At 58.8% G+C, this 26,147-nt stretch carries 33 protein-coding genes; 18 read left to right on the top strand and 15 right to left on the bottom strand.

The window, feature by feature from the left end; translation table 11 throughout:
• Positions 1 to 172 precede the first annotated feature (172 nt).
• Positions 173 to 475: a hypothetical protein gene (locus tag IB246_RS01985; protein WP_008043969.1), complete on the top strand. Its 303-nt coding sequence runs from the start codon at positions 173 to 175 to the stop codon at positions 473 to 475.
• Here the strand turns inward: IB246_RS01985 and cynR are convergent.
• A complete protein-coding gene (gene cynR / locus IB246_RS01980) occupies positions 461 to 1,357 on the bottom strand; it encodes a transcriptional regulator CynR (protein ID WP_008043965.1) in 897 nt (298 codons plus the stop codon). The genes IB246_RS01985 and cynR overlap by 15 nt on opposite strands.
• Before the next feature lie 121 nt (positions 1,358 to 1,478).
• Here cynR and cynS point away from each other — a divergent pair, with 121 nt between their 5' ends.
• The 3 genes from cynS to IB246_RS01965 all read left to right on the top strand — a co-directional run bounded on the left by cynS (position 1,479) and on the right by IB246_RS01965 (position 2,957).
• Positions 1,479 to 1,946 (top strand): cyanase, encoded by a 468-nt coding sequence (gene cynS / locus IB246_RS01975; protein WP_008043963.1) that lies wholly within the window; start codon positions 1,479 to 1,481, stop codon positions 1,944 to 1,946.
• 86 nt (positions 1,947 to 2,032) lie between these two features.
• Entirely contained in the window at positions 2,033 to 2,269 is a 237-nt protein-coding gene (locus IB246_RS01970) for a DUF2790 domain-containing protein (RefSeq protein ID WP_008043958.1), read from the top strand.
• 28 nt (positions 2,270 to 2,297) lie between these two features.
• Positions 2,298 to 2,957 carry a carbonic anhydrase gene (locus tag IB246_RS01965; RefSeq protein ID WP_008043956.1) on the top strand — a complete coding sequence of 220 codons (660 nt, stop codon included), beginning with the start codon at positions 2,298 to 2,300 and terminating at the stop codon, positions 2,955 to 2,957.
• A 119-nt stretch (positions 2,958 to 3,076) separates the two neighbouring features.
• On the opposite strand, the gene IB246_RS01960 is transcribed toward IB246_RS01965, so the two are convergent.
• The 3 genes from IB246_RS01960 to glsB all read right to left on the bottom strand — a co-directional run bounded on the left by IB246_RS01960 (position 3,077) and on the right by glsB (position 6,207).
• Positions 3,077 to 3,427 carry a BON domain-containing protein gene (locus IB246_RS01960; protein WP_008043954.1) on the bottom strand — a complete coding sequence of 117 codons (351 nt, stop codon included), beginning with the start codon at positions 3,425 to 3,427 and terminating at the stop codon, positions 3,077 to 3,079.
• Positions 3,428 to 3,500: 73 nt separating this feature from the next.
• Positions 3,501 to 5,003: an aldehyde dehydrogenase family protein gene (locus IB246_RS01955; protein WP_008043952.1), complete on the bottom strand. Its 1,503-nt coding sequence runs from the start codon at positions 5,001 to 5,003 to the stop codon at positions 3,501 to 3,503.
• Positions 5,004 to 5,298: 295 nt separating this feature from the next.
• Positions 5,299 to 6,207 carry a glutaminase B gene (glsB, locus tag IB246_RS01950; protein WP_008028142.1) on the bottom strand — a complete coding sequence of 303 codons (909 nt, stop codon included), beginning with the start codon at positions 6,205 to 6,207 and terminating at the stop codon, positions 5,299 to 5,301.
• Between the two features lie 380 nt (positions 6,208 to 6,587).
• Between glsB and IB246_RS01945 the strand changes: the two genes are divergently transcribed.
• From IB246_RS01945 to IB246_RS01930, 4 genes are read left to right on the top strand one after another with little or no spacing between them, the layout of a single operon-like run.
• Positions 6,588 to 6,791, top strand: coding sequence for a hypothetical protein (locus IB246_RS01945; RefSeq protein WP_008043946.1), 204 nt, complete (start codon positions 6,588 to 6,590; stop codon positions 6,789 to 6,791).
• Positions 6,792 to 6,844: 53 nt separating this feature from the next.
• A complete protein-coding gene (locus tag IB246_RS01940) occupies positions 6,845 to 7,360 on the top strand; it encodes a DoxX family protein (RefSeq protein WP_008043945.1) in 516 nt (171 codons plus the stop codon).
• 56 nt (positions 7,361 to 7,416) lie between these two features.
• A complete protein-coding gene (locus IB246_RS01935) occupies positions 7,417 to 8,040 on the top strand; it encodes a glutathione S-transferase family protein (protein WP_008043943.1) in 624 nt (207 codons plus the stop codon).
• Positions 8,041 to 8,077: 37 nt separating this feature from the next.
• The gene (locus IB246_RS01930) at positions 8,078 to 8,776 is read left to right on the top strand and encodes a dienelactone hydrolase family protein (RefSeq protein ID WP_008028132.1); all 699 of its coding nucleotides are present in this window, start codon (positions 8,078 to 8,080) and stop codon (positions 8,774 to 8,776) included.
• Positions 8,777 to 9,218: 442 nt separating this feature from the next.
• On the opposite strand, the gene IB246_RS01925 is transcribed toward IB246_RS01930, so the two are convergent.
• The 4 genes from IB246_RS01925 to IB246_RS01910 form a co-directional block, all read right to left on the bottom strand.
• Complete coding sequence (locus IB246_RS01925) at positions 9,219 to 10,187, bottom strand: nitrilase-related carbon-nitrogen hydrolase (protein ID WP_008044217.1); 969 nt, start codon at positions 10,185 to 10,187, stop codon at positions 9,219 to 9,221.
• Between the two features lie 252 nt (positions 10,188 to 10,439).
• A complete protein-coding gene (locus IB246_RS01920) occupies positions 10,440 to 11,372 on the bottom strand; it encodes a GlxA family transcriptional regulator (protein ID WP_008044201.1) in 933 nt (310 codons plus the stop codon).
• A gap of 176 nt (positions 11,373 to 11,548) precedes the next feature.
• A complete protein-coding gene (locus IB246_RS01915; RefSeq protein WP_008024127.1) occupies positions 11,549 to 12,484 on the bottom strand; it encodes a phosphatase in 936 nt (311 codons plus the stop codon).
• Positions 12,485 to 12,591: 107 nt separating this feature from the next.
• The gene (locus IB246_RS01910) at positions 12,592 to 13,212 is read right to left on the bottom strand and encodes a cell wall hydrolase (protein ID WP_008044199.1); all 621 of its coding nucleotides are present in this window, start codon (positions 13,210 to 13,212) and stop codon (positions 12,592 to 12,594) included.
• A 200-nt stretch (positions 13,213 to 13,412) separates the two neighbouring features.
• On the opposite strand from IB246_RS01910, the gene IB246_RS01905 reads away from it, so the two are divergent.
• Together IB246_RS01905 and IB246_RS01900 are read left to right on the top strand one after the other, a co-directional pair.
• Positions 13,413 to 14,264: a CAP domain-containing protein gene (locus IB246_RS01905; protein ID WP_008044196.1), complete on the top strand. Its 852-nt coding sequence runs from the start codon at positions 13,413 to 13,415 to the stop codon at positions 14,262 to 14,264.
• Between the two features lie 249 nt (positions 14,265 to 14,513).
• Positions 14,514 to 15,413, top strand: coding sequence for a bestrophin family protein (locus tag IB246_RS01900; RefSeq protein WP_008044194.1), 900 nt, complete (start codon positions 14,514 to 14,516; stop codon positions 15,411 to 15,413).
• A gap of 24 nt (positions 15,414 to 15,437) precedes the next feature.
• On the opposite strand, the gene IB246_RS01895 is transcribed toward IB246_RS01900, so the two are convergent.
• From IB246_RS01895 to IB246_RS01885, 3 genes are all read right to left on the bottom strand, one after another.
• On the bottom strand, positions 15,438 to 16,220 hold the full coding sequence (locus tag IB246_RS01895) for a DeoR/GlpR family DNA-binding transcription regulator (protein ID WP_008044193.1): 783 nt from the start codon (positions 16,218 to 16,220) through the stop codon (positions 15,438 to 15,440).
• 121 nt (positions 16,221 to 16,341) lie between these two features.
• A complete protein-coding gene (locus IB246_RS01890) occupies positions 16,342 to 17,010 on the bottom strand; it encodes a hypothetical protein (RefSeq protein ID WP_008044191.1) in 669 nt (222 codons plus the stop codon).
• A 136-nt stretch (positions 17,011 to 17,146) separates the two neighbouring features.
• Positions 17,147 to 18,073, bottom strand: coding sequence for a LysR family transcriptional regulator (locus IB246_RS01885; RefSeq protein ID WP_008024114.1), 927 nt, complete (start codon positions 18,071 to 18,073; stop codon positions 17,147 to 17,149).
• Between the two features lie 132 nt (positions 18,074 to 18,205).
• Between IB246_RS01885 and IB246_RS01880 the strand changes: the two genes are divergently transcribed.
• The 3 genes from IB246_RS01880 to IB246_RS01870 all read left to right on the top strand — a co-directional run bounded on the left by IB246_RS01880 (position 18,206) and on the right by IB246_RS01870 (position 19,863).
• Positions 18,206 to 18,610 carry a RidA family protein gene (locus IB246_RS01880; RefSeq protein WP_008024112.1) on the top strand — a complete coding sequence of 135 codons (405 nt, stop codon included), beginning with the start codon at positions 18,206 to 18,208 and terminating at the stop codon, positions 18,608 to 18,610.
• 89 nt (positions 18,611 to 18,699) lie between these two features.
• The gene (locus tag IB246_RS01875) at positions 18,700 to 19,194 is read left to right on the top strand and encodes a PaaI family thioesterase (RefSeq protein WP_008044189.1); all 495 of its coding nucleotides are present in this window, start codon (positions 18,700 to 18,702) and stop codon (positions 19,192 to 19,194) included.
• Between the two features lie 48 nt (positions 19,195 to 19,242).
• Positions 19,243 to 19,863, top strand: a complete 621-nt coding sequence (locus IB246_RS01870) for a LysE family translocator (RefSeq protein ID WP_008024109.1) — start codon at positions 19,243 to 19,245, stop codon at positions 19,861 to 19,863.
• A gap of 361 nt (positions 19,864 to 20,224) precedes the next feature.
• Here the strand turns inward: IB246_RS01870 and IB246_RS01865 are convergent, their stop codons facing one another.
• The 4 genes from IB246_RS01865 to IB246_RS01850 form a co-directional block, all read right to left on the bottom strand.
• Positions 20,225 to 20,431: a co-regulatory protein PtrA N-terminal domain-containing protein gene (locus IB246_RS01865; RefSeq protein WP_008033360.1), complete on the bottom strand. Its 207-nt coding sequence runs from the start codon at positions 20,429 to 20,431 to the stop codon at positions 20,225 to 20,227.
• Positions 20,432 to 20,520: 89 nt separating this feature from the next.
• Complete coding sequence (locus tag IB246_RS01860; protein WP_008044188.1) at positions 20,521 to 21,168, bottom strand: hypothetical protein; 648 nt, start codon at positions 21,166 to 21,168, stop codon at positions 20,521 to 20,523.
• Between the two features lie 238 nt (positions 21,169 to 21,406).
• Complete coding sequence (locus IB246_RS01855) at positions 21,407 to 21,685, bottom strand: DUF2790 domain-containing protein (protein ID WP_008044187.1); 279 nt, start codon at positions 21,683 to 21,685, stop codon at positions 21,407 to 21,409.
• A gap of 374 nt (positions 21,686 to 22,059) precedes the next feature.
• Complete coding sequence (locus IB246_RS01850) at positions 22,060 to 22,401, bottom strand: hypothetical protein (RefSeq protein ID WP_225608993.1); 342 nt, start codon at positions 22,399 to 22,401, stop codon at positions 22,060 to 22,062.
• 215 nt (positions 22,402 to 22,616) lie between these two features.
• On the opposite strand from IB246_RS01850, the gene IB246_RS01845 reads away from it, so the two are divergent.
• The 5 genes from IB246_RS01845 (at position 22,617) to IB246_RS01825 (ending at position 26,098) form a co-directional block, all read left to right on the top strand.
• The gene (locus tag IB246_RS01845) at positions 22,617 to 22,892 is read left to right on the top strand and encodes a metal/formaldehyde-sensitive transcriptional repressor (protein ID WP_008033367.1); all 276 of its coding nucleotides are present in this window, start codon (positions 22,617 to 22,619) and stop codon (positions 22,890 to 22,892) included.
• Between the two features lie 16 nt (positions 22,893 to 22,908).
• On the top strand, positions 22,909 to 23,823 hold the full coding sequence (gene dmeF / locus IB246_RS01840) for a CDF family Co(II)/Ni(II) efflux transporter DmeF (RefSeq protein ID WP_008044186.1): 915 nt from the start codon (positions 22,909 to 22,911) through the stop codon (positions 23,821 to 23,823).
• A gap of 39 nt (positions 23,824 to 23,862) precedes the next feature.
• The gene (locus IB246_RS01835; RefSeq protein WP_008044185.1) at positions 23,863 to 24,219 is read left to right on the top strand and encodes a hypothetical protein; all 357 of its coding nucleotides are present in this window, start codon (positions 23,863 to 23,865) and stop codon (positions 24,217 to 24,219) included.
• Between the two features lie 2 nt (positions 24,220 to 24,221).
• Positions 24,222 to 24,404 (top strand): DUF1289 domain-containing protein, encoded by a 183-nt coding sequence (locus IB246_RS01830; RefSeq protein ID WP_008033373.1) that lies wholly within the window; start codon positions 24,222 to 24,224, stop codon positions 24,402 to 24,404.
• Between the two features lie 431 nt (positions 24,405 to 24,835).
• Positions 24,836 to 26,098: a hypothetical protein gene (locus IB246_RS01825; protein ID WP_008044184.1), complete on the top strand. Its 1,263-nt coding sequence runs from the start codon at positions 24,836 to 24,838 to the stop codon at positions 26,096 to 26,098.
• Positions 26,099 to 26,147 lie beyond the last annotated feature (49 nt).

Here is a 26,147-nt window from a genome sequence, read left to right as displayed (position 1 = left end):
ACCATCGCCGGCAAGCCGGCTCCTACAATGATCTGAATGGGTGTTCAAACCAATGAAGGCCCCATAAAAAAGGCCCCGTTCGAATAAACGAGCGGGGCCTTTTTGTTTGTCTCCGGTTTGCCAAACAAAGCTATTGTTAAGCGTATCCGCTGTTGGTCACTGGAGACTTGCGATGAAAAACAAGCTGATATTCCCGCTGTTGCTGGTTCTGACAAGTGTTGCTCAGGCAAACAGCGTCGACGGTGTCCCGTCATTCGCGGTGGAGTGCCCCGGCAAGTTTCTCGTCCAGGCGGATCAGGATGGGCCGGTCATGATCAACGGCAAGGAAGCCGACACCAAAATCATCAGTGAGCGCCGCTTCGAAGCCAAGGGCTCCGGCATCACCTTGTCAATTGTCCTCGCCGATGACGATTCGGTCGCCGTGACCTCCTCCGGCAAGGCCTCCAACGGCGTGTGTCAGTCAGTGGATGACTGACGTCGCCTCAACGGTTCCCAGCAACAGTTCCATGAAGGCCACCGACGCCGCGCTGTGGTAGTTGTTTTTACGCCGCAGCAGCGCGGCCCCGCGCTTGGGCGCCTCCCCCAGCAACGGGATCCTGCGTAACGCGCGGTCCTGAGTGGCGATGGGTTCCGGAAGGATGGTGGCAATCGCCGTGTGGCGGATGACTTCCAGCAAGGTGCTGACCGAGTTCACCTCGATGGCCACTTTTGGCGTGATCTGCTGCTCAGCGAAATACTCATCGATTCGGGTTCGGGTGACGAAGTCCGTGGCCAACAGGGCAAATTCCAGCTGGGCCACCGCTTCAGCGGATAACGCGACCCGGCTTTCGTACAACGGATGATCCCGCCCGACCATCACGCCCAGCGTCTCGGTAAACGCCGGGATCGACTCGATGTCGGCATTCCTGACCTGATCAAATGCAATGGCGATGTCCAGTGAGTCATCCAGCAGTCCGGCCTCGATGTCGTCCATCGACAACTCGAAAATCTCCAAGTGAATGTTCGGATAGCGCGCCACGTAGTCGCGCACCAATGGCCCGACCAGATACGCCATGAACGTCGGCGTCATCGCCAATCGCAACGTCCCCCGGGACAAGTCCTTCACGTCATGCAAAGCCCGTTTACCCGCCTCCAGTTCCACCAGCACCCGCCGAGCGCACTCGATGTAGGCCTCACCCGCATCGGTCGGCTTGACCGTGCGCGAGGTGCGGTCGAACAGGCTCACGCCGAGGGTTTCCTCCAATTGGCGGATCTGTTGCGACAAGGTCGGTTGGGACACGTGCAATGCCTCGGCAGCACGGGTGAAGCCGCCGTGGTCGGCGACCGCCAGCAAGTAGCGCAAATGTCGGAGCAACATCGGGATCAACCTATAGGCAGGGCTTATGCAATGCATTGTATATCGGTCTTGGACGCTATGAATCAATCGGCAGAAGATTGCTTCACACCCAAGCAGTACTCAACCCGATAGGAGATTCACCATGCAACAGTCCCACGCTTACAACGACCCGAGCCTGGCCCTGACCACCTCGATCCTCGATGCCAAGGCGCGTAAAAACCTGTCGTGGCAGGACCTGACCGACGGCACCGGCCTCGGCCTGGCCTACGTCACCGCCGCCCTGCTCGGTCAGCACCCACTGCCGGAAAGCGCCGCCAAAGTGATTGGCGAGAAGCTCGACCTGGACGCCGACACCGTGGCCCGCCTGCAAATCATTCCACTGCGCGGCAGCCTCTCTGGCGTGCCGACCGACCCGACCATCTACCGTTTCTACGAAATGATCCAGATCTACGGCACCACGCTCAAAGCCCTGGTTCATGAACAGTTCGGCGACGGCATCATCAGCGCGATCAACTTCAAGCTCGACATGAAAAAAGTCGAAGACCCGGAAGGCGGCTCCCGCGCAGTGATCACCCTCGACGGCAAGTTCCTGCCACTGCGTCCTTTCTGACTTGATCCCGGCCCGCACTCAAGTGCGGGCCAGTTCCAGAACCCCGCTTGTTTCTTTGTTCACCACATTGGCCTGGAGGATGCCCCATGAAAAAAATTCTGTTGGTGCTGTCGTTGTTAGCGGGCATGTCTGCCCAGGCTCACGCAGAAGAAACGGCCGTCGCGTACGAGTACGGCATGAAACTGGACATCGCGCATGTCGTGAGCATCACGCCGATTGCCGATGAATGCGGGGTCGTCCCCGTGGAAATGACGTACCAGGACTCCACAGGCGCCACCCACATTCTGGACTACAGCGTGTTTGGCACCGGCTGCTCGAACTGATCCCCCATCATTTGAAAGGAAATTCCCCATGAAAGCGCTCATCGACGGTTTTTTGAAGTTCCAGACAGAAGCCTTCCCACAACGGACCGACCTGTTCAAACACCTGGCCACCACGCAACACCCCGGCACGCTGTTCATCACCTGTTCCGACAGCCGTGTCGTACCGGAACTGCTGACCCAGCAAGAACCCGGCGAACTGTTCGTGATCCGTAACGCCGGCAATATCGTGCCCTCCTACAGCCCGCATCCGGGCGGTGTATCGGCCACGGTCGAATACGCGGTGGCCGTGCTGGGCGTCACCGACATCGTGATTTGCGGCCATTCGGATTGTGGTGCGATGACAGCCGTCGCCAGCTGCAAATGCATGGATCACCTGCCCGCCGTCAGCGGCTGGTTGCAACATGCGGAATCGGCGAAGGTCATCAACGAATCCCGGCCTCATGCCAGCGACGCGGCGAAAGTGAGTTCGATGGTGCGGGAAAACGTGATCGCGCAACTGGCGAACATTCAGACGCACCCGAGCGTGCGACTGGCTCAGGAAAAAGGCCTGCTGAACCTGCATGGCTGGGTCTACGACATCGAAACCGGGTCGATCGATGCACTGGATGCCAACAGCCGCACGTTTGTGTCGCTGGCCGAACGCCCGAGCACGTGCGCCGTTCACGGCAAAGCGGTTGAAGCGGCTTGATCCGTGTATCAGAGGGCCATCGCCCTCAGCTGGCACCTTGCAGCCAATCAGCATCCGCGCTCAATAACCGCGAAGTGAAAATGCAGCGCGCCCGATTCACGGAAGCGCTGCACCCCGCTTTATTTGTCTTCCGGTTTGGCTGACGAGGATGGCCGGATCTCCGGGTTTTCCTCGGCGTTGGGCGGTGTTGGAAAGCTTCCAGGCGTGAACACGTGAGTCAGCAATTCCCTGGCATCGATTTCATTGACACCACTGACCGTGCGAGCCAGCGCAACAGCCTGCTCACATTGCTTATGCGTGTTGACGCGACCACTCAACATCACCATTCCCGCGAGGGTTTTGACATGGACTTGCAGGCCAAGGGTCGGATCGGCCAACGCCAAGGCCGACTTCACCCGGGCTGTCAGCCACGCGTCATGCGCGGCCAATTCCAGCTTATGAGAGTAATGATCGAAGGATTGAAGTTTCATGGCGGACCCCTGTCTCAAGACGCAGTCGCAGACACCCTTAATTATAGTGCGGTCTGCGCTTGAGGTCGGGTTGTCAGCGTTTGACCGACAGATCGATCTGCGTCATGCGACTACGGATCGTGAACACACCGTCGCCCGAGAGAATCGCGCTGCGAGCGAACAGGCGACCACTCTCCCAGTTCGAAAGCCCCAGTTCCGGCTTGTTCAGCGCGTACTGCCCGTCAACCCAACGGGTAATCCCGTTGCCGACAAAAGGCGCGTTGACCGCGTTGTAGAAGCGCTCATGCGCCTCGGCACTTTCACTGATCAACGACACGGTGAATTGCGGGCTGTAGCGATTGAACAAGGCGATGGCCTGGCCCAGGTCGTCGACGATCTTCAGGCTGACTTCCGGGGTTTCTTCCCACTCCCACTCGCGGCCCAACTGGTCTTCGGGCAGTGGTTCGGCCAACGCTTCGGTCTGGTAGCCGTCGGGGCGGTAGACCTCGACGGTTGCAGTCCGCCAACGGCCCGGCAAATACGTTTCGCTGCCCTCGACGATGTGCAACTTGCAGCCCTCTTCCCGGGCGCTGCCGGCTTTTTCCAAGGCGTCCAGAAACAGCGGCACCAGTTCGGCGGCGCGATCGCGGTGGATCAGGCAGACGTTCAGGGTGTTGCAGACTTTACGGTCCAGGGAATTGCGCACGACGGCGGCGAAACGCTTGGCGTCGGCGTCCTTGTCGGCGACCAGCCAGGCGCCACCGGTGCCATGCAGGCTGACGGCAGTGCCGACCTGTTGCGCGATGCTGCCCAACTGACTGACCGCACGCCCCGAACCACGGGCCACCGCCAACGACAGACGACGGTCGGCGAACATGGCCCAACCGGCGGCGTGATTGACGCTTTCCACCAGCGACACTGCGCCCACCGGCAAACCGGCCTCACTCAATGCCGGATTCAACGCGTGGGTGACAATGGCTTGCGCCGTGCCCAAGGCATCGCTGCCAATGCGCAGCACCGCGGTGTTGCCGGTGCGCAACACGCCGGCGGCGTCGGCGAAGACATTCGGCCGGCCCTCGAAGACGAAGGCGACGATGCCCAACGGCGAAACCACCTGCTCGACTTTCCAGCCGTCATGCTCGACGCAACTGATCACTTTGCCGCGCGTGGCTGACGCATCGCGCCAGGCCCTGAGGCCCGCGATCATGTCACGACGCATGCGCTCATCGGCCAGCAACCGTGTGGTGGAGCGTCCACGCGACTTGGCCCATTCGATGTCGGCCCGGTTGGCCGCTTCGATCAAGTCCCAGCAGTCCTGGTTTTCCAGGCGTTGGGCAAAAAGGTCGAAAAACGCACTGATCGCCTGATCGGAAACGGCGGACATCGCCGTAAACGCCGCTTCAGCCCGCTCAATCGCGACCGCCGCCGCTTTCTGGTCCGCAACGGGAATCAGCAACAACTCGCCGCTGACCTGCTCCACCAACAGGTGGTCCCCGGGCTGAAAGCGCAAGGCCAGTTCGGGGCTGACCACAGTGACGCGGTTACCAGCGAAAGGGATTGGCGTGCCAGCGACTAGACGTTCGAGCGCAAGAGACATGAAGCGGTTTCACCATGCAATGGGCGGTCAGAAAATGTATAGCAAAATTTCTGGAGCGTCATTAACCGGTGGCCATCCGGCGCATTTCGTTCGATTGCGAAACCGTACGCAGATCCCCTGTAGGAGCCGGCTTGCCGGCGATGGACGTCAACGATAACTCGGGCTGTCTGAGTAAACGCGTTGCCCCGACGTTTTTCGCCGGCAAGCCGGTTCCTACAGGGGAATGCGTACGAACAAAGAGACAGCTCGCCTCGGCGGCTGTGGCGGTAGTCGCGCCGGCCACAACCCCGCGCTATCAGAACACCGACCAGCCAATTCGCTGGCTCAACAACTCCAGCGCGGCCATGCCCGCCAGTGAGTTACCGGCGGCGTTGAGTTCCGGCGACCAGACGCACACCGTGAACTGCCCCGGCACCACCGCGACGATCCCGCCGCCCACGCCGCTCTTGCCGGGCAAACCGACGCGATAGGCGAAGTTGCCCGCCTCGTCGTAGAGGCCGCTGGTGGCCATGATGGAATTGACTTGCTGGGTCTGGCGGCCGCTGAGGATCTGTTCGCCGCTGTGCTTGCAGAAGCCGTCGTTGGCCAGGAAGCAGAACGCCCGCGCCAGGTCCACGCAGCTCATGCGCAGGGCGCAATGGCTGAAGTAGCTGCGCAGCACCGCCTCGACATCATTGTGAAAATTGCCGAAGGATTGCATCAGGTATGCCATGGCGGCGTTGCGCGCCCGGTGCTGGTATTCGGACTCGGCGACCTTGCCGTCCACCATGACTTGCGGATTGCCCGACAGGCGCCGGACGAAATCGCGCATCGACAAGGCCGGTGCGGCAAAGCGCGACTGATTGATGTCGCAAATCACCAGTGCGCCGGCATTGATGAACGGATTGCGCGGGCGCCCGCGTTCGAATTCCAGCTGCACCAGCGAGTTGAACGGCTGGCCGGAAGGCTCGTGGCCCAGGCGCTGCCAGATGGCTTCGCCGGAATGTTCGATGGCCTGCACCAGGCTGAACACCTTGGAAATACTCTGCACCGAGAACGGCGTGTGGGCGTCACCGGCGCAAAACAGCTCGCCGTCGTTGCCATACACGGCGATGCCCAGTTGATTGGCCGGCACGGTGCCGAGGGCAGGAATGTAGTCAGCCACCTTGCCCTGACCGATCAGGGGCCGAACTGCGTCAAGGATCTCGTTCAACAGCGCTTGCATGCCGGGTTCCGAAGTCTCGCCCCAAGGGATTGCGGGGACACTGACGCTAGACGCTGGTGGCAACGAATGGATCACAGTGGAGGCGTGGAATACCCCCTGTAGGAGCCGGCTTGCTGGCGATAGCGGTGGTTCAGTCGACACATTTATCGCCTGAACGGACGCCATCGCCGGCAAGCCGGCTCCTACAGTGATTTGTGCGGGGGCCAAGGAAATTTAGGGGGTTACGTATCAGAGTGTGTACAGCCCCGTCCTTGACACACCCCGTCCATAAAACCCCACCCCAACGACACATCGCAGATACACCCGATTGATGAAATGTGCCTGTCGATTGGCTCAGCCGATCAAAGCGCTCAACTCACTCAATGCTACGGAGTATCACCATGTTCAAGCTCTCGACTTCTTCCCTGACCCTCGGCCTGATCATCGCCGGCGGCCTGGCCCTGTCCAACGTTGCGTCGGCCTCCGAGTCCGAAGCGTTCAGCATGAAACAACTGGCCCACGGCTACAGCCAGGCCCACGCCGACACCGCGGAAAAACCGGCTGAAGGCAAATGCGGCGAAGGCAAGTGCGGCGCCGGCGAGTAACCCTTGCGCGGGGCCGCGAGCCCCGCATCCCTGACTGAACGGAGACCACGTCCATGAACTCTGCAATCTCGTCGGCCGTGAAAGGCCTGCACCTGAACCTTGACCGTGCCGGTAGCTGGCTCGCCCCATTGACCCTGCGGTTGTTCATTGCCTGGGAATTTTTCGAGTCAGGCCTGGAAAAATGGAATGGCGAAAACTGGTTCGCCGACATTCAGGATCGCTTTCCGTTTCCCTTCGACCAGATACCGGCGACGCTGAACTGGGAACTGTCGATGTGGGCCGAACTGCTTTGCGCCCTCGCCATCCTCGTCGGCCTTGGCACGCGGATTTCGGCCATCGCGTTGATCGTGGTCACCCTTGTTGCGACGGCCGCCGTCCACTGGCCGGCCGATTGGTCTACATTGAGTGAGCTTGCTCAGGGTTACGCCATCAGCAACAAGGGCCACGGCAACTTCAAACTGCCGCTGATTTACCTCGCCGCCCTGATGCCGCTGTTGCTCTCGGGTGCCGGCAAGCTCAGTCTCGATACGTTGTTGGCTCGCTTCTTCTGGCGTCGCAACCACCGCTGAGGCGCCGGCGTTTCGATAACGTACCTGCCACTCCCAATAGAACAGGAGCAATCGCCATGAGTCTCACTCTCTACGGTTTTGACGGCAGTACTTATGTGCGCACAGTGAAGATGTTGCTGGTGGAAAAAGACGCGGACTTCGAGCAGGTGCAGGTCAACGTGATCAAAGGGGAACCGCACCTGCCGGAGCATCTGGTGCGCCACCCGTTCGGCAAGGTGCCCGTCGTCGACCACGACGGCTTTCGGGTGATCGAAACCGGCGCGATCATTGCCTACCTGGACGAAGTCCTGCCCGGCCCGTCAATCACCCCGGACAACGCCCACGACCGTGCGCGCACCCACATGGCCCAGGGCATTTATGATTCCTACGGTTATGGCGCGCTGGTCTCGGTGTTCGGCTACCATCTGTTTCCCGACTTCATTGGCGGGCAGAATGAAGATTCGCGCCGCCAAGGCATCGAGAACTCGAAACGAGTGCTGCGCGAGTTGATGAAGATTAAAGGCACCGATCCGTATATCGCCGGCCTTGAACCGAGCATCGGCGACTTCTACCTGGCACCGGGTTGCGCCTACATCGCGATGACCCCGGATGCGCCGCAGGTATTTGCCGTGGACGGCTTCAACAGCTGGTGGAAACGGATGCAGGGGCTGACGAGCTTCAAAGCCACACAGCCGCATTAAGCTACGCCCCAACTCACTTGCGAAGACAGGAGCCACCATGAGCGTGACCACCCAATGGATCGAGATCGACAGCGCTGAAGGTAAATTCGGCGCTTACCTGGCGATTCCGCATACCCGTAAAGGCCCGGGGATTGTGCTGATCCAGGAGATCTTCGGTGTGAATGAACACATCCGCTCGGTCGCCGAGCAATATGCCGCCGACGGCTACCTGGTAATCGTGCCGGACCTGTTCTGGCGCAACGGCCCGCGCATTGAACTGACCTACGACGAAGCCGGCTGGAAACGCGCCGTCGAATTGATGAACGCCACCGACGTCGGCAAGGCGCAGAAAGACATCGAGCTGGCCATCGACGCCCTGAAAGCACAACCGGGTCTGGATGGCGGCATTGCCTCCATCGGCTACTGCTTTGGTGGCTTGCTCTCCTACCACACCGCTGCCAATGGGCTGGTGGACGTGGCGATCGCCTACTACGGCGGCGGCATCCAGAACCAACTGGACCGCGCCGACGAAATCGAAGTGCCGCTGCTGATGCACTTCGGCGAACAGGACAGCCACATCCCGCTGGAAGCCGTGGAAAAAATCGCCGAGCGTTTCGACAACAACGATAACGTTGAAATCGTGGTTTACCCGGAAGCCGAGCATGGCTTCAACTGCTCGCATCGCGACAGCTACAACCAGCGTGCCGCGGCTGAAGCCCATGGCAATACGCTGATCTTCCTGGGCATGGAACTCTAAGACCGACACGCTTTTGGCAGGAGCCCGGCTTGCTGGTGATGGCAATTTCACTGACGCCATCGCCAGCAAGCCGGCTCCTACGGATCACAGGTGTGTTCGGGGTCGCGGGTTCACGCAAAACCTGTAGGAGCCAGCTTGCTGGCGATGGCGATTTCACAGACGCCTTCGCCGGCAAGCCGTGCTCCTACAAATCTCGGGTGTGTTCGGGGTCGCGGGTTCACGCAAAACCTGTAGGAGCCAGCTTGCTGGCGATGGCGATTTCACTGACGCCTTCGCCGGCAAGCCGTGCTCCTACAGATCTCGGGTGTGTTCGGGGTCGCGGGTTGACGCAAAACCTGTAGGAGCCAGCTTGCTGGCGATGGCGATTTCACTGACGCCTTCGCCGGCAAGCCTGGCTCCTACAGGTTTGGCGTTTATTGATTGATCGTCATGACTTCCATAATCACAACTCTTCCGCTTGCGCAGTGTCGGCCAGCTTCGGCTGCACGTTGCGCTCGTGCACATGGCGATGCGGTGTGCGGTCGATGTTCAGGCTGAGGATTTCCGGACGGCTGTAGTGGCCGCGCCCATCCATCTGACGCTTGCGCACTTCGATCTGGAACAAGTCGATGTCGGCAATGACTTCACCTTCACCTTCGGTCAATGCGCCGACGACTTCACCTTGCGGATCGATGATCGCGGTGTAGCAACCACCGGAGATCGGACCAATGCCGCAACCGGTGTCAGCCATGATTTGCGCCTGCTGTTCCGGGTACAACCAGGCCGTCGAGTTGACCACGAAACACGCCGATTCCAGCGCGTGCATGCGGATACTGACTTCCATCTGGCGGGTAAACCGCTCACCGGCGAACGAACCGGGGTACATCGAGGCGTGGATCTGTTCGCCATCTTCGATCAGGGCATAACGCGCCAGCGGATTGTAGTGTTCCCAGCAAGCCAGTTGACCAATGCGGCCAACAGCGCTGTCGATTGCGCGCAGGCCGGAACCATCGCCCATGCCCCAGATCATCCGCTCATGATAGGTCGGCGAAATCTTGCGACGGGCCTGAATCAGGGTGCCGTCCGCATCGAACAGCAATTGCGTGTTGTACAGGGTACTGCCATCGCGCTCGTTGACGCCGATGGACACCACCATGTTGGCGTCCTTGGCGGCTTTGCCAATGGCATCGGTGGTCGCGGAAGGCACGACGACCGCCTGATCGAGCAATTTGTAGTGCTCGGAACCCATTTCGAACGGCGCCTGCACAAAGGAAAAGTACGGGTAGTACGGCACGATGGTTTCCGGAAAAACGGCGAACTGCACGCCTTTCTCGCCGAGTTCATGGATCTTGTTGACGACCTTTTCTACAGTGCCTTCACGGCTGTAGAGCACAGGTGCGATCTGGACGGCAGCGGCTTTGACGATGGTCATGGCGGTGATCTCAGTGGGGAATGGGCTTCAACGAGACCGAGATTACGCCAATAATATTTTGGCTCAAATGTCGAATACACCACCTTTTAAGCCACACAGATAGCGATTTCAAATACGCCATCGCCAGCAAGCCGGCTCCTACAGATCGAGGGGATGTCCAGAATCGAGGATTCACACAAAACCTGTAGGAGCCGGCTTGCTGGCGATGGCGATTTCGAGAACGCCGCCCGCAGCAAACCGACTCCTACAACGTCAACCTCGATTCGCACGCTGGATGACCTGCGGCGGTTGACCAAAGGCGCGAATAAACGCCCGGCGCATCCGCTCGCGATCACCAAAACCGGTCTCTGTCGCCACCACATCGATGGCGTGCCGGCCGGTTTCCATCATCAGGCGCGCGGCCTCCACCCGCAGGTTTTCAATGGCCTTGGCAGGAGACTGACCGGTTTCAGCATGGAAGACGCGACTGAACTGTCGCGGGCTGAGGTTGGCGGCGCTGGCCAGTTCCTCGACCGACAACTCGGACTTCAAATGCTGCTTGGCATAGGTCAACGCGGCTTGAATGCGGTCAGTCTTGGGCTCGAGTTCAAGCATCACCGAAAACTGCGACTGCCCGCCCGCGCGCCGGTGGTAGACCACCAATTGCCGGGCCACCCGCCGCGCCACTTCTGCACCGAGGTCACTTTCCACCAGGGCCAATGCAAGATCGACACAGGCACTCATGCCCGCAGCGGTCCAGACGTTGCCGTCGTTGATGAAGATCCGGTCCTCCTCCACCTTCACCTTCGGGTAAGCCCGTTGCAACGCAGGCGCATGGCACCAGTGCGTGGTCGCTCGCCGACCATCGAGTAGACCGGCCTCGGCCAGCGCGATGGCACCGGTGCAGATCGATCCGACCCGGCGAGAGCTCTGACTGGCGCTGCGCAGAAACGCCACCATGCCCGATGAAACCGGACGGATCAGGTTGTCGCCCATTACCAGCAGCGTGTCGAACGAGCGCTGATCGAACGCGGTGGTTTCCACGCCGAAGCCGGCGGAGGTCTGCACCGTCCCGCCGTGTTCCGACAACAAGGTGAGGCTGTATACCGGCTCGTCGGCGGCGCCGTTGGCCATTTCAAACGCCGCACACATGGCCAGGCCCAGCACCTGAAATTCGGGGTAAACGATGAGGCCGATCTCGTGCATGACGCCAATTCCTGATGACCGCAAAGGAGGCTTGATAGCTTTTAAGGCCATCTAGCCTGCACTGTACGCCCTGATCAGGTCTACACCTAACAGAAAGGCGTTAGCCGGCAACACGAGGCTCGGCCGTGGTCGATGCGTTGAACTATGCGAAGTTATGAAGGGATCGCGGCTGGCACTCAGTGCCGGGACATCAACCCATGCAGCACACCGAACCGCAAACCGGGCTCGGAGGGAGTCATGTGCGAGACGCCGAAAACCTTAAACGCTGCCAGCATCAGCACCAGCCCACCGGGCAGGATGCTCAGGCGATGACTTTGCAGGCCCGCGAGCCTGAGTTGATTGACGTGCCCCACTTCCAGCAGGCGCAGCGACAGGCGCAACAGGCCGCTGTAGGTAATGCCGCTCTGGCCTTCGTCGTTCAAACCGTTGGCCTTGAGCACTTTGGCGAGCATTCGTGCGGTGCCTGATGAGCCGATCACCTGCTGCCAGCCCAGCGAGCGATAACGGCGCGCCACGCGCTCGAATTGCAAGGTGGCGACACGCTCGGCTTCCAGCAGCGCCGGGGCCGTGATGCGACCACCTTGAAAATAACGCGCACCAAAGGTGCCGCTGCCGATGGCAATGCTCTCGGTCAACAACGGCTGCGCACCCTGCCCGAGGATCAATTCCGTGGAGCCGCCACCGACGTCGATCACCAGCCGTTTGCGTTCCGTACCGGGAACCGTGTGAGCCACACCGGCGTAAACCAGCCGCGCTTCTTCATGCCCGGAGATCACGTCGATGCGAAAACCCAGATGCCGCTCTGCGCTGGCCAGGAACAATTGGGCATTGTCGGCTTCACGCACGGCGCTGGTCGCCACCGCCCGCACACGACCGGGCTCAAAGCCGCGTAACTTTTTTCCGAATCGCGCGAGTGCCTGCCATCCGCGATCCAGTGCCATTTCGTCCAGCGCACCGCCCTGAAAACCCTCAGCCAGCCGCACCGGCTCGCGCAGGGTTTTCACTTCCTGGATCACCAGTTGCTGGTTCCGCTTGACCGACTGACCGATCATCATACGAAACGCATTGGAACCCAGGTCGATGGCCGCAAACAGGGAGGCATCTCCTTTCATTGAGGTATTCCTTGCAAATTCATCTGTCAGCAGACCCAGGCCCGCTGTACGTTCAAGACGGTTTGCAAGAATTTTTACATGGGTTCGATGACATCCAGATGACATCGCTAATGGGCCTCTCCGCCCTTGGGCTTATAGAAGAGAAACATGCTGGTCTCGGTGGTCTTGATGTATTTGCTGGCCCAATCGGGGTTCACGTTGCGGTCGTGAAAATACGTTGCGCCGTGGGTGCGGTCGTTGAGCTGCTTGTTGAGTGCCTTGCGCGCGATTTCCTTGGCGATCGTGTATTGGGTTTCTTCCTGGACCTGGTCGGAACGCCCGTCACACCACCAGGAAAACTGGCAATTCTTGGTTTCAGAACCTTGTTTGACCACCGCGCACACCGTGTCCGGAAAGCCCTCATGGCCCAGGCGATTCATCACCACGCTGGCCACGGCTTCCATGTCGGCGGAGGATTTGCCCTTGGCTTCCCAATAAATGGAGCGCGCCAGGCAGGTGATTGCATCGTCCAGCGGCGACGCACCTGCCGGGTCGACTGCCTGCACTTCGGAGGTGGTAATCGCTTCGGACTTGGGCACCGGCACATCGGCCCCCTTCTCCGCCGCTTTCTGTTCCAGCACTTCGGCCTTGTTTTCGGCCGCTTCCTTTTTTTGTTCCTGTTCAGTCGCCGCTGCCTGGCCGCTGAGTAGCGTGATTGCAAAGCAGGTCGCTATCCAAATCAAGCGCATGATCGCCCCTTCTGAGTGGACTGGATTCAAGCAACAAAATGTCGACGCTGAGCGCCCCTGGCCGGCGACATCGCTTGATTGTAGTTGCCCGTTTTCATTTCGACAGACGGCCGACAACCTGTATTTCGATGTGAAAAGGCATTGCGCTCACGGGGGTGAAATCGCGCATCATGGGCGCAGTCCGAACAAGGGAGATTTCCATGCGTGTCCTGCCACCCGTTTTGCGTCTTGCCACGTTGTCGCTGGGGCTGTTGTTCGCCATGAATGCACTGGCGGCCGACGAGAAACAACTGATCGACTCAATCAACGATTACCGCAGCCAGAACCAGCGGTGCGCAGGTCAGGTCTCGTCAGAACTGCCACCGCTGGCGGGTGATCCACGGCTGGCGTTGTCCGCCTCCAGCATCGGCAATCTGCAACAGGCCATGGTTGCCGCGAATTATCCGATGAAGAACGTGCAGGCGATCAGCCTGTCCGGGCCGCGCGATGCGGCGGCGGCGATGAAAGCGATCCAGGAGAGCTTTTGCCAGATCGTGCTCGATCCGCAATTCGTCGACATCGGCGTGAGCCGCCAGGACCGTGAATGGCGCATCGTGGTGGCCCGTCCATTGTTGAGCGCGCGCCTGGGCGACTGGCAGGCGGAAGGCCAGAAGCTGCTGGCCGAACTCAACGTCGCCCGCAGCCGTGCACGTCAGTGCGGCACGCAATCCTTTGCCGCCGCCACGCCGTTGACCTGGAACGCCACACTGGCGACAGCCGCCGAGACGCATGCGCGGTCCATGGCCAACAACAATTACTTCGATCACAAGGACCGCGACGGTCGCACGCCGGGTGACCGGGCAGAACTGGCGGGTTACAGCGGCCAGCAGATCGGCGAGAACATCGCCGCCGGGCAAGACAGTGTGCGCAAGGTCGTCGATGGCTGGGTCGCCAGCCCCGGCCACTGCGCGAACCTGATGAACCCGCAGTATCACGAGCTGGGCGCTGCGTATGCGGTGGACCCGAAGAGCGATTCGGGGATTTACTGGACAGTGATGTTTGGTACGCCGTAAACCGCATCTCCTGTAGGAGCGAGCCTGCTCGCGATGGACTTCAGGGCGCCGCGTTCATTCAGGACAACGCGTTATCGTTAACGTCCATCGCGAGCAGGCTCGCTCCTACAGATACAGGTCGGCGTTTGGCGATGTCATAGACTCTGTCAATCAACTGGTCATCTAAAGTGATTGGACGCCCCGGCCCGTTGCTTCTAGCCTGCGCGCACTCATTTCGTGAACAGCGCCCTCCGACACAGGCAAAGCACCATGATCGTCCGCCCCAAACCCAATCTGATCAACATCCTCACTTCGCTCAAGGGCTCGATTGCCAGGAAAATTGCGCTGCGTTGTCTGATGGTGACGCTGCTGGCTTCCATCATCGTGCTCGTGGAAACCCTGCATCCCAACTATTTTGCCAAAGTGAACGCGACGCCGTTCACCTTGCTCGGCCTGTCGCTCTCGATTTTCATGAGCTTTCGCAACAACGCCTGTTACGACCGCTGGTACGAAGCCCGTAAAGCCTGGGGCGAAATGATCGTCGCGATCCGTTCGATGATCCGCGAAACCCAAGTGATCAAGGACGCGCACGCGCGGCAGACCATCCTGCGCAACCTTTGCGGGTTCGCCCACGCGTTGAACGCAAAATTGCACGGCAAGCGCGAACTGGACGCCGCTGGTGAGTGGCTTGAGCCGAGGCCGGACGACAACGCGCCGGACATCAGCGGACGTATTCTCAACCATGTCGGTGAGCAATGTTCAGCACTCGGCGAGTCCGAAGCCATCAGTGAGTTTCGCTACACGATCATGGCCAACCACCTGACGAGCCTGAGCCGGTCGCAAGCGGCTTGCGAACGGATCAAGCACACGCCTCTACCCTTCGCCTACACACTGCTGCTGCACCGCACGACCTACCTTTTCTGCCTCTTGCTGCCCTTCGCCATGGCAGAGTCGCTGGGCTGGCTGACACCGGTTTTCACCGCCATCGTCAGCTACACGTTCTTCGGCCTGGATGCGATTGGCGATGAATTGGAGGACCCGTTCGGGCGTGACGAAAACGATCTGCCGACCCATGCGATGGTGCGCAACATCGAGCGCGAAATCCTCGCGGCACTGGGTGAAACACAACTTCCCCCGGCCCTTGAACCCGTCGATTTCGTGTTGAGCTGAAACGCCAGCGGGACAGGTTCAGGCCTACGCCTGAACCACCTCGATCCCCAGTTTCCGATAATCCCCGACATCGCCCGACGCCACATGGCGCTCGGTGATCAGCGTATGAATGCGGTTGCACGGCGCGACCACAAACGGCTCGACCGCGCCCAGTTTGTCCGCCGTGGTGACGGCGATCACCTGCGAAGCACTGTCGAGCAGCGCCTGTTTCACCGGCACCTCATCGAAGTGCAACGAGCTGATGCCAACTTGCGGATGAATCGCGCAAACCCCGGTGAACAGCACATCCGCCTTGATACCCTGCAACAAGCGCAGGGTCTCGTGTCCGCTGACCGACATCGTCGCGAGGTTGAGTTGCCCGCCTGCCAGAATCACCTTGATGCCTTTGTATTCGGCCAGGGTGATGGCGGTCATCGGCGAGGTCGTGATGGCGGTGATGGAAATGTCCGAAGGCAACGAACGCGCGATCTGCAGCGTGGTGGTGCCGGAATCGAACATCACGATCTGGCCATTCTCCACGCGACTGGCGGCGAGCTGCGCGAGGTGGGTTTTCACCTCATCGGTTTCGCTGACCCGCGTGAAGTAATCCTTGCCCGTGTCCTTGGGCCGAGGCAGCGCGCCGCCGTGCACGCGTTGCACCAGACCGGCCGTGGCCAACTCCGACAGGTCGCGGCGGATGGTGTCTTCCGAGACGGCGAAATGCTGACTCAACTCGGAGGCCATGACCTTGCCGTCACGTTCGAGGATCAGCAGGATTTTCTGCCGGCGCAGATGAGGGAGTTCGGCGGCCGAGTGATGGTCGTGCATGTTTATGCCTGAGTTTGCGGGTTTGTGCGAGATTAGCCAAACCTTTGTGCAAACACAATCGATGTAGGGCTCAGGGGCCCCATCGCCGGCAAGCCGGCTCCTACAGGATTGCGGTGAAGCGTCAGTTGATCGCGACCTGGGCCACATGGCCTGAGGTCACCAGCGCCTTCAGCGAGGTGTCGAACTGTTTCAGTGCATTCACTTGCAATGCGGTTTGCTGATCGATCTGCGCGGCGATCTCCGGTGCGGCTTTGCCATGCACCCAGACCGAAGGCATTTGTTGTGTGCGCGAGCCCTCGGCCTTGCCGATGTATTGCAGGTTCGAGTCGTAGAATTTGGCCATGAACCGCGCTTCAACCTGGTTGTTGCGCTTGGACACCAGACGGCTGTAAGTGTCGAGCATCACCACCACGTCCGGGTGCGCCTGCACCAGCGCATCGAGGTTGTCGTAGACCGTCACCGAGGCAAACTCTTTCTGCAACGACCCCATCAGCCAGTTGATCGCCCGTTTCGGATCGGAGCTGTCGACGAAGGCGCTGCTGATGCGTGAATCCAGTTCCGGGTTCTTTGCGCCGTTCAGTGCAACCGAGTGGTATTGCTCAAGGTATTCGAGGGTGCTGACGGTGTTTTCGCTGTAGAGCACGCCCACTGATTGCGCGTGCTGCAAGCTCGCGGCGCTGTCGGCGACCGGCGGGAAGTGGCAGGACTGTTCGGCGGCGTATGCCGGCACGGTGGCGGCAATGCTGCCGGTCAGGACAGCGACAAGGGCCAGCAGGGTAGAGATTCTCATCGCGCAGGTTCCTTCGGTGGCGAATTCGGTATGTGGCTATCCTCCTCCCTTGGCGAAAAAACAGAACTTGCGATTCTTGATGATGGTTATTGATCAAACGAATGGTTGCGGCAAAAGGGATCGTTACCCCCTAGCCTCATGCCCCCGGCCGATCAGCAACCGGCGCATGCTGCGCCATCAACTCGACCACCCAATCAATAAACACGCGCAGCTTCAGGCTGATGTGCCGGTTCGGCGGGAAGGCCACATACAAGGGCATCGTCTCTAGACTCCAGTCCTCGAACAGCGGTACCAATTCACCGCGAGCCTCGTAGTCCCGGGACATGTATTTGGGCAGCCAAAGCACACCGAGCCCGGCGAGGCCCGCCGCAAGAAATGCGTTGCCATCATCGACGGCCAGCACATAACGTCCTTTGACCTGCACACGCTCACGTTCGTTGTACATCGCGTAGGGCACCGGTTTGCCGGTGCGCGCCCACAAAAAGCCGACGACTCGATGATCCGAATCCTCCAGCTCTTGCGGATGCAAAGGCACGCCGACGCGAGCCAGATAGCTCGGTGCTGCAAACACCCCAAGCGGCAGGTCAGCGACACGCCGGGCCATCAGCGACTGGTCCATCAGCTCGCCGCCGCGCACCACGCAATCGACGTTTTCATCGATGATGTCGACGATGCGATCGCTGACGCCCATGTCGATCTGGATGTCCGGGTATCGCGCATAAAACGCAGGCAATGCCGGCACCAGAATCATCCTCGCCAGCGGGCTCGGCACATCCACGCGCAGCCGGCCTCTGGGCAACGTCGACGCACCGGACAGGCTGGTTTCGGCATCGTCCATGTCGGCCAGCAGCCGCAACACCCGCTCGTAATAGACGGCGCCATCAGCCGTGACGTTGACCTTGCGCGTGGTGCGGTTGAGCAACTTGACGCGCAACCGGGCCTCCAGTTGCTGCACCAGTTGGGTCACGGTGGTCTTGCTCATGTGCAGGGTTTCGGCCGCCTTGGTGAAACTGCCCGCCTCCACCACGCGCGCGAATGCCTGCATTGCATCAAAACGGTCCATTGCAGCCCCAGGTATCGATAGGATTGTTTGGATATCACAAACAGTGCTGGCCAAGGTTGCTCGTTTATCGCCCCGATGCAAGTCCTTACAGTCCCTTCATCGTTCACACAGAGCCCTTGATGGAGGCCTTTCATGACGCAGCGCGATGTTGTTTTCCCAGCCAAACGCCAGGCGCTATATGAGCGCAATCGCTACTCGCCGGCTATTCGCTCCAACGGCTTTTTGTTCGTCTCGGGGCAAGTCGGCAGCGCTGAGGATGGATCGCCCGAACCGGATCTGGAGAAACAGGTGCGGCTCGCATTCACCAATTTGAACGCGATCCTCGTGGCGGCCGGTTGCACCTTCGACGATGTGATTGATGTCACCGTGTTCATCGTCGACCCCGAATCGACCTTCGAAACCATCTGGAAGATCGTGCCGGAGTTCTGGGGTAACGCACCGCACCCGACGTTGACCGGAGTCGGCGTAACGTGGCTGTATGGCTTTCAATTCGAGATCAAGGTGATTGCCAGGCTTCCAGACACCGCCGAGGAATGAACTGACGCCTGCACAGGGGATGAACGCGTTTTCCGTTCGGCGTTAGAATCGGAAAATGTTCAGCCCACATTTTTGAGGATGACCCAGGCATGTCCACACCCGACATTTCCCTGCAAGACACCGCGGCGCCGGAAGGCGTTTGTTATGGCTGTGGCAGCCGCAACCCGCATGGGCTGCACGTCAAGAGCTACTGGCATGAAGACGGCGAGCATGTCATCGCCGAGCACGTGCCCGACGCCAGGTATTGCGGCTGGCCGGATCTGGTCTACGGCGGTTTGATCGCGATGTTGGTGGATTGCCATTCCAACTGGACCGCCATGGCCTATCACTACCGGGCGGAAAACCGCGACGCCGCCAGCCTTCCGCGCATCAATTGCGTCACGGGCAACCTCGGCATCAAGTTCATCAAGCCGACGCCGATGGGTGTCCCGCTGACCCTGCGGGCGAAAGTCGAAGGTGATGTCGGGCGCAAGACTCGGGTCATCTGCGAGATCTACGCCGGGGACGTGCTCACGGCGGTGGGCGACTCCACTTTTGTTCGCGTGGACACCGCTCAATTGGCCGACGTCGCGCACAACCGATAGGTCGCCGCGTGATAACGTGCGCGCATCCTCTTTTGGAAGCGCACGCCCATGTCCATCGCCGACAATCTTCTCGCGTTTACCTTCGCGGCCACGTTGCTGACACTAACGCCTGGCCTCGATACCGCATTGATCCTGCGAACCGCAACGGTGGAAGGCCGACAACAGGCCTTCCGCGCGGCATTGGGCATCAATGCCGGCTGCTTTCTGTGGGGCGCTGCGGTCGCTTTTGGTCTGGGCGCGTTGATTGCGGTCTCGGAACTGGCCTTCAACGTCCTGAAATACTGCGGCGCCGCTTACCTGGCGTGGCTGGGCCTGAACATGCTGTTGCGCCCGCGCCGCTCGCTGTCGCCCCTCGAAACCGACGCAAAACCAACGGCCAACTGGTTCCTGAAAGGCATGATGGGGAATGTGCTCAACCCGAAAATCGGCATCTTTTACGTCTCTTTTCTCCCACAGTTCATTCCCCAGGGCCATTCGCTGATTGCCTGGACTTTTGGCCTGGTCAGCATTCACGTGGTGCTCGGTTTGATCTGGTCGTTGACGTTGATTCGCGCTACACAACCACTCGCCCTGGTGCTGCGGCGTGAGAAAGTCATCAAATGGATGGACCGCACGACGGGCATGATCTTTGTTCTGTTTGCAGCGCGGTTGGCGTTCAGCAAGCGGTGAGCAGCGCTCCCCTGTAGGAGCCGGCTTGCCGGCGATGACGTCCGAACGGGCAACGTAAAGTTCAAGACCGCATCGCCGGCAAGCCGGCTCCTACAGTTTTGTGTTTCCCGGGACTGTGTGAAGAACCCAAAAAAATGCCCGCCTCTTGCGAAGCGGGCATTTCGCTCACGGGTTATGCGTCGTTTTCAGTGCGGCCTGCGTTAAAAACTCGCTTTGACCGACACCATAAAGTTGCATGGATCACCGTAGTAGTTGCCGAAGGTCTCGGTTCCGATGGTGGCGTAGTAGCGCTTGTCGAACAGGTTGTTGCCGTTGAGCGCAACCCGCCTACTTCTATCAGCCTGGGGACGCGCTACACAGATCAGCCGTTGGTGCGATCGGTCGCCTTGGCTTTGCTTTCGGCAACAGCGGCTTCAGCCTTCTGTTTCTGTGCAACCTGGAAGGCTTCCATCGAGACTTTCCGGGCCGACTCCATGCGTGTGAAGGTCCGATCACCGCCACCTGTGGCCATAGCCAGAGTGGAAGCGGTCAGAGCGGCGGCGACGAAAAGAACTTTCATGGATTTCATTTGGGTATCCTCAAGTAAGAGTTTATTAATAGATAACAGTGGTAGTTATTTGCTAAAGCATTACTTGCTTATTCAACCTGGCTTTAGCATTAAGCCAGGGCGGCGTTTTGTTGCGTCCAGGTGCCTTGCTCCATACGCCCGTCGGTATCTCTGCTTTTTGCCCAGGCGGTGAGCATTACCATCATTGCGAATCCACCGACGATGAGAACCGGATAGGCTGCCAGCAACTCGATCAGCGAGTATTTCCAGGCCAGCGGACGACCAACACCCAACATGGCGGCATAGAACCACGACACACCAGAGAGCGCACCCGAGAACAGCGCCAGCATGCGAAGGCTGAAGGAAAGTTTGAGTAACGAACCGGCTTTTTTCAGCGCCGGCAATACAGCGCTATGCAACAGGAAACCGTTAAATGTCAGCAGTACAACGATCCCGATTTTTGCTTGCAACTTTGGATTCAGGAAATACTCCATCCCCTTGCCGGTATAATCGATCCCGATAATGCCAATGCCCGTAATCCAGAGAGCTACAAGTGCAAGTACGACGGTTTTTTGAAGGCTTTCCATATGTGCGTCATCATGGTGACCCGACACGTCCCCCTTCAGGAGTTGCTTGACCATTGCAACGTCACTGGTCAAGACAAGACCGATTGCAACACAGCAGGCGATAAGATGGAAATATACAACGCCCAAACGAAAATATTCCACGGTGGACGAAGAAATCATACTAAGTTCCATGGTTACCTCTTGACTTCAATAGTGAATCAACATAGCTCTCGGCACAGCTTGATTGGAGTTTGCCGTTGCTGATTGTAATTAGGATCCAACAATTATTATTAAATAATCTCGCAGTGTTACGCTGCCAGGATAATAGTGATTTTCGCGAATGAACTTTTAATCATTCGTACTTAGTGCATATGAGGTTTAACTTCCGCTTCTGGGGTCGGCGATATCCAGAACCCTATCGGCGAGCGGATCAGGCAATGCTGGCGGGATTTGCCGGGCTTGCGCCCCATTCGAGAAAACGGATCTTGTGAACCTCACCCAGGCTGTCTTCATAGACCAGGGTCACCGGTACCACGCCTGTCTTGTTGGATGTATCAGTGCGCTGCAATACCCGCTTCACATCGATTTCCATACCGTAGTGGTAATCGACGGCTGAGACATGCGCGCCGGGTTCTTGCAGGCCGTTCTGGTCGAAGACAGTTGGCGCGAGACTGGAAATCACGGCACTGACAATTGTGGCCATGTTCATAAGGCTGTACCTCCACTGAAGTTCTCTTAACGAGGACTTAATGTGACACGTGATCAAAGTGAAGTTCACTTCACCGCGACGAACGCGCCGATCTGAGTCGCCTGTAGTGGCTTCAGGCCCCTAGCAATTCCCCGCGCTTGACGCCTTACGACCATTCGTCCATTAAACGCCGTATTTGTTGGGCCAAACGGCATTTTTGAGTGAGGTCATAACATGTTATGACGGATTTTCGAGCAAGATTTCACGTGCTGGCTGTGACGGCACATGGACCGAAAACGTCTGCGAGCCAGGGTGAGAAATATCGGGTATTGGCCGATTTCTGCCGTCCATGACTGGCCGAAATCGGCCAGTTTCCGCCGTTCGAGCGTCCAGGTTCAGTACTTGATATCCCGGGCTTTTTGACGTCCTTCCTGCTTCGTTTGTCGCTTGTCTTGTCGGCAACCGGGATTGCTCTGGGCATCGGCTGCTCGACAATCCTGTTTCGTCTCACGCGCACCCTGGCGCGTCTCCTGCCTGACATCGCGCGCGGAACGACGCGTCTCGGCTCGTTCGGTGGCCGCCCAAGCTGCCCCGTTCGCCACCAGAAGAAAAATCATCGCTACCCAACCAAACGTCCTGTGCTTTCTCATAATCTGATCTCCAGGAACTCGATGTCGGAATTTAAGTACAGCTGATTTCCAGACGTCCCGCAGGGTAAGGAACTGCCATTCATCCAAGCGATATCCATTGCTCGAGTCCAAGGGGGCAGCTGGTGAGCATCAGTGTCGATGGTGAACGGCAACAATCAGCCAGAAGCGATCATTCCAGGTCCTCTCGATTCCCCCCTCGCAAATTCCTGCCAGGGGTTATAGATGCCCTCTCCGCCCCTGACATTGCATAGGTATAGGGGGTATGCCTATCATGCGCAATACATAGGTAGGGGGGGTATCCCATGGGCCATATTGCAGCAAACAAAGGCGATCTTCTCAAACGCGTAAAACGTATCGCCGGGCAAATCCAAGCCGTTGAACGGGCATTGGAATCGGATCTCGATTGTGCCAAAACACTGCACCTTGTTGCCGCCACCCGCGGAGCCATCAACGGCTTGATGGAGGAAATCATCGAGGACCACGCGCGGGAGCATGTCGCGAACCCTGCTCTCAGCGAAGAGGAGCGTAACAAGGGCGTCGAAGAACTTCTTGAGGCCATTCGCCGTTACTCCAAGTGAACGCAGGTACACACACATGAGCAGCTCCAACATCAACTACACACACGACCACATGTTCCTTGGCTCAGCGCACGACGAAAACGCCAAGCGTACGCTTTGGGTTGTGATACTGACCGTTGTGATGATGGTCGGCGAGATCACCGCCGGGTATATGACGGGCTCGATGGCGTTGCTGGCCGATGGCTTTCACATGGCAACCCATGCCGGCGCATTGGGTATCGCGGCGGCCGCTTATGGTTACGCAAAACGCCACGCTTTCAGCCAGCGCTACAGTTTCGGTACCGGAAAGGTTGGAGACTTGGGCGGGTTCGCCTCGGCGCTGATTCTCGGTATGGTTTCCCTGGGAATTGGCGTCGAGTCCGTCATACGTCTCTTGCAGCCAACGGAAGTTCAGTTCGGCACCGCGACGCTCATCGCGATTGCCGGCTTGATCGTCAACATAGTCAGCGCTCTGCTGCTGGGTCACGGGCACAGTCATGGGCACGATCACGATCACGACCATGCCCATCATGGGAACGACAACAACCTGAAATCGGCCTACGTCCACGTCATCGCGGACGCGCTGACTTCGGTTCTGGCCATTGCTGCACTGCTCGCCGGCCGGTATCTCGGTTGGGTGTGGCTGGACCCGGTCATGGGCATTGTCGGCGCTATCGTTATCGCGCGCTGGGCATGGATCTTGATGGGGGTCACCGCAGGTGTACTGCTGGATCAGACAGACGCACACGTTGCCGAGGAAATCCGTGAACTGGTTGAGAAACCTGGGGATGCCACCATCACTGACTTGCACGTCTGGCGAGTTGGACCACAAGCTCATGCGGCCATCGTCAGCGTCCTTGGTGAAGCCACTGCGAACGCCGACAGCATTCGTGAACGTCTGAAGCCGGTTCATGAAGTCAGCCATCTGACGGTCGAGTTTCGACCGGCCTGATTCAGCCCCTCCCCTCCACTGCCTCCAAAGGAAACCGTAATGCCCCCAGGGAAACGTGAACTGGCGCGGATCGAACGCCGATTGATTGCCACGCTCACTGATGCGTGCGAAACAGCAAAAGGTGAAATCAAGGGTTTTACCTGGCTCACCCACATCACTGACCTGAACGCATTGGCTGAAACCCTGAAGGTGATCTGGGTGTTCGAAACCCTCGCTGACAAAAAGCTCGCCCAGGTTAACGCGAAGACGCGCATCTTTGAGCTGACGGCCATCGCCTTGAATGAGGCCAACATCGATCTGAGCCCATCAGACCTCAATGTCCGCTTTGACTCCGAGGAAGAATGCCAGCGCACTCACGGTGGCAATTGGCAGAAGCGCCTGGCCAAGGGTTATTGACGATGGCTAAAGAAATCGAAAACCCCTGCATCTCGGTTTGCCAACTGAGTGGCGATCTGTGTGTGAGTTGTGGACGGAGCAAGGAAGACATCAGAAAGTGGAAACGCATGAAGCGGCCTGAAAAAATGGCCGCTGTGCAACGGGCGAATGTGCGCTTGAAAGGGTTGAAGAAAGCGCAGGGATAGTCGCTTGAACTGGAAGACCGCGATTGGGATTTATGGGACAGACCACATTTAGAAAATGTGGTCTGTCCCCTAATAACCCATGGCTTCATGGCGCCGAATACAATCGGCCCGCTACCTTTCACAAACTGGCTATCGAAACCGAATTGAGAGCCTATGGATTTTCGTACTCTGGACTAACGTTGGTCATAGCGACCTCCGGTTAGGTCGTTTTTTACAGGCGTCACCGCTGAATGAAAAGCGCGACGACTCAATCACTGCTTTCGGTCAGTGCATCAACCGGAGGCTTTTAACGCTGACTGGAGTGTGAGCAGGTAAAAAACGCCGCTGGTCGATGGCGATTTGGACAAGAACGACTGGAGCTAACCTCTCAATGTCTGGATAATGGCCATATGCCTCCACCCGCATAGCCCATAGATAAGGACATCCATTCAGTGAAGCTGCCGTCCCCCATTTTGCTCCTCGCTTGCGCTCTGCTCCTGCCCACCGTCGCCCAAGCCAACGATGCAGCGTTGACCGAAACGCTCAAGGCACTCACCCACTGCGACGCCACCTTCTTCGCCCGCTTGAACACACACCGCGATGCCTGGGGCGCGATTGCGCCTATTGAACAGCGAAAAGATGCGGCGTGGATAGCCGTCAAAAACCGCAGCAGCAACCCGGAAAATTCGGTGCCTCTGCGCGGTACGCCGATTGTTGCCGGTATGAAACTGCTGTCCTATGTCGACGAGAGCAGCGACCTCGGCCAACTGGGTCACTACTATTTCTGGGGCTTCATTGTTGAAGGCGGCGTAGACGAAGTGGCTAGGCGCCTCGCGCCGCTGATGGAACAACCGGGGCAACTGCAGAATATTGGCTCGTCTTATGTGCGCAGTGAACTCAAGGTCGGTGACCAATGGCGACTCATCCAGCCGCAGCCAGGCACGGCGCCGGGTAGCAAGCGTGTGGAACGCATCTTGATCGTCGAGGCGGAAGGCAAACAGGGCACTCAGTCGCGGGTCAATTGTTCCCTGCAAGGCGCCGTTGACGGTGCGATGCTCGCCCAACTGCGCCCGGACATCACGCCGGCTGATTATCCTCAGCCACTACCGGATACGAGCATTGCCGGCGTCGCCGTACCGGAGGACGTGCTCAAGAGCCTCGACTCGCCGCTGCTCAAACCGAAATTCAAAACGTTGAGCTACACCTATGCCACCCGAACCGGCGATGCGATCAAGGATCGTCCGGTGACGGTTGAGTACACCGCAGACGGCGCTTTGCTGAAGAAGAATGAGATCTACAACGAAGCCTTCCACGTCGAGCGTCTCACCCAGGCGGGCCTGATTCAGTTGAAGTCGAAAATGAACGGCATAGGCGATGGACGTGTGTTGCTCACCCGCGAACTTGAGGTCAAGGCCCCGACGAGCTGGAGCCCCGGCGAGACGTTGAGCGCTCGTCTGGTCATGCAAGAAGTGCCTGCTCAGCCAAGCGACAAACCCATGAAGTGGTCGACGACTTGCACCGTGGGTCAGCGCTTTCCTGCCCGGCAAGTATTCACCTCGCTGACAGGTGACGCCATCGCGCTGGAGTGCGACCAGGGCACCAGTAAAACTTCCGCCGCCTTTATCGAGGATTTGGGGGTTTCCCTGACACTGGAGTCGACGTCGAAAAATACGAAGAGCGTTTATACGTTCACAGCAGTGAATGTTGTGCGTTGAGCAGTCATCGAGACTGAACTGTCTGCCAGACCCGGACAGGACAAATAGC

Source organism: Pseudomonas sp. PDM01 (genome assembly GCF_014852325.1).
Classification (GTDB): Bacteria; Pseudomonadota; Gammaproteobacteria; order Pseudomonadales; family Pseudomonadaceae; genus Aquipseudomonas; species Aquipseudomonas migulae.
This window is presented reverse-complemented; position numbering and strand designations above follow the sequence as displayed.

Coding starts and splice junctions, on each gene's coding strand:
- dmeF (WP_008044186.1), top strand. CDS start 22,909: ATGAGCAGCTCCAACATCAACTACACACACGACCACATGTTCCTTGGC.
- IB246_RS01985 (WP_008043969.1), top strand. CDS start 173: ATGAAAAACAAGCTGATATTCCCGCTGTTGCTGGTTCTGACAAGTGTT.
- IB246_RS01910 (WP_008044199.1), bottom strand. CDS start 13,212: ATGCGCTTGATTTGGATAGCGACCTGCTTTGCAATCACGCTACTCAGC.
- IB246_RS01895 (WP_008044193.1), bottom strand. CDS start 16,220: ATGCACGACCATCACTCGGCCGCCGAACTCCCTCATCTGCGCCGGCAG.
- IB246_RS01890 (WP_008044191.1), bottom strand. CDS start 17,010: ATGAGAATCTCTACCCTGCTGGCCCTTGTCGCTGTCCTGACCGGCAGC.
- IB246_RS01935 (WP_008043943.1), top strand. CDS start 7,417: ATGAGTCTCACTCTCTACGGTTTTGACGGCAGTACTTATGTGCGCACA.
- cynS (WP_008043963.1), top strand. CDS start 1,479: ATGCAACAGTCCCACGCTTACAACGACCCGAGCCTGGCCCTGACCACC.
- IB246_RS01925 (WP_008044217.1), bottom strand. CDS start 10,187: ATGACCATCGTCAAAGCCGCTGCCGTCCAGATCGCACCTGTGCTCTAC.
- IB246_RS01905 (WP_008044196.1), top strand. CDS start 13,413: ATGCGTGTCCTGCCACCCGTTTTGCGTCTTGCCACGTTGTCGCTGGGG.
- IB246_RS01920 (WP_008044201.1), bottom strand. CDS start 11,372: ATGCACGAGATCGGCCTCATCGTTTACCCCGAATTTCAGGTGCTGGGC.
- IB246_RS01865 (WP_008033360.1), bottom strand. CDS start 20,431: ATGAAATCCATGAAAGTTCTTTTCGTCGCCGCCGCTCTGACCGCTTCC.
- IB246_RS01870 (WP_008024109.1), top strand. CDS start 19,243: ATGTCCATCGCCGACAATCTTCTCGCGTTTACCTTCGCGGCCACGTTG.
- IB246_RS01955 (WP_008043952.1), bottom strand. CDS start 5,003: ATGTCTCTTGCGCTCGAACGTCTAGTCGCTGGCACGCCAATCCCTTTC.
- IB246_RS01845 (WP_008033367.1), top strand. CDS start 22,617: ATGGGCCATATTGCAGCAAACAAAGGCGATCTTCTCAAACGCGTAAAA.
- IB246_RS01835 (WP_008044185.1), top strand. CDS start 23,863: ATGCCCCCAGGGAAACGTGAACTGGCGCGGATCGAACGCCGATTGATT.
- glsB (WP_008028142.1), bottom strand. CDS start 6,207: ATGCAAGCGCTGTTGAACGAGATCCTTGACGCAGTTCGGCCCCTGATC.
- IB246_RS01900 (WP_008044194.1), top strand. CDS start 14,514: ATGATCGTCCGCCCCAAACCCAATCTGATCAACATCCTCACTTCGCTC.
- IB246_RS01885 (WP_008024114.1), bottom strand. CDS start 18,073: ATGGACCGTTTTGATGCAATGCAGGCATTCGCGCGCGTGGTGGAGGCG.
- IB246_RS01960 (WP_008043954.1), bottom strand. CDS start 3,427: ATGAAACTTCAATCCTTCGATCATTACTCTCATAAGCTGGAATTGGCC.
- IB246_RS01860 (WP_008044188.1), bottom strand. CDS start 21,168: ATGGAACTTAGTATGATTTCTTCGTCCACCGTGGAATATTTTCGTTTG.
- IB246_RS01945 (WP_008043946.1), top strand. CDS start 6,588: ATGTTCAAGCTCTCGACTTCTTCCCTGACCCTCGGCCTGATCATCGCC.
- IB246_RS01930 (WP_008028132.1), top strand. CDS start 8,078: ATGAGCGTGACCACCCAATGGATCGAGATCGACAGCGCTGAAGGTAAA.
- IB246_RS01830 (WP_008033373.1), top strand. CDS start 24,222: ATGGCTAAAGAAATCGAAAACCCCTGCATCTCGGTTTGCCAACTGAGT.
- IB246_RS01940 (WP_008043945.1), top strand. CDS start 6,845: ATGAACTCTGCAATCTCGTCGGCCGTGAAAGGCCTGCACCTGAACCTT.
- IB246_RS01875 (WP_008044189.1), top strand. CDS start 18,700: ATGTCCACACCCGACATTTCCCTGCAAGACACCGCGGCGCCGGAAGGC.
- IB246_RS01965 (WP_008043956.1), top strand. CDS start 2,298: ATGAAAGCGCTCATCGACGGTTTTTTGAAGTTCCAGACAGAAGCCTTC.
- IB246_RS01855 (WP_008044187.1), bottom strand. CDS start 21,685: ATGAACATGGCCACAATTGTCAGTGCCGTGATTTCCAGTCTCGCGCCA.
- cynR (WP_008043965.1), bottom strand. CDS start 1,357: ATGTTGCTCCGACATTTGCGCTACTTGCTGGCGGTCGCCGACCACGGC.
- IB246_RS01970 (WP_008043958.1), top strand. CDS start 2,033: ATGAAAAAAATTCTGTTGGTGCTGTCGTTGTTAGCGGGCATGTCTGCC.
- IB246_RS01880 (WP_008024112.1), top strand. CDS start 18,206: ATGACGCAGCGCGATGTTGTTTTCCCAGCCAAACGCCAGGCGCTATAT.
- IB246_RS01915 (WP_008024127.1), bottom strand. CDS start 12,484: ATGAAAGGAGATGCCTCCCTGTTTGCGGCCATCGACCTGGGTTCCAAT.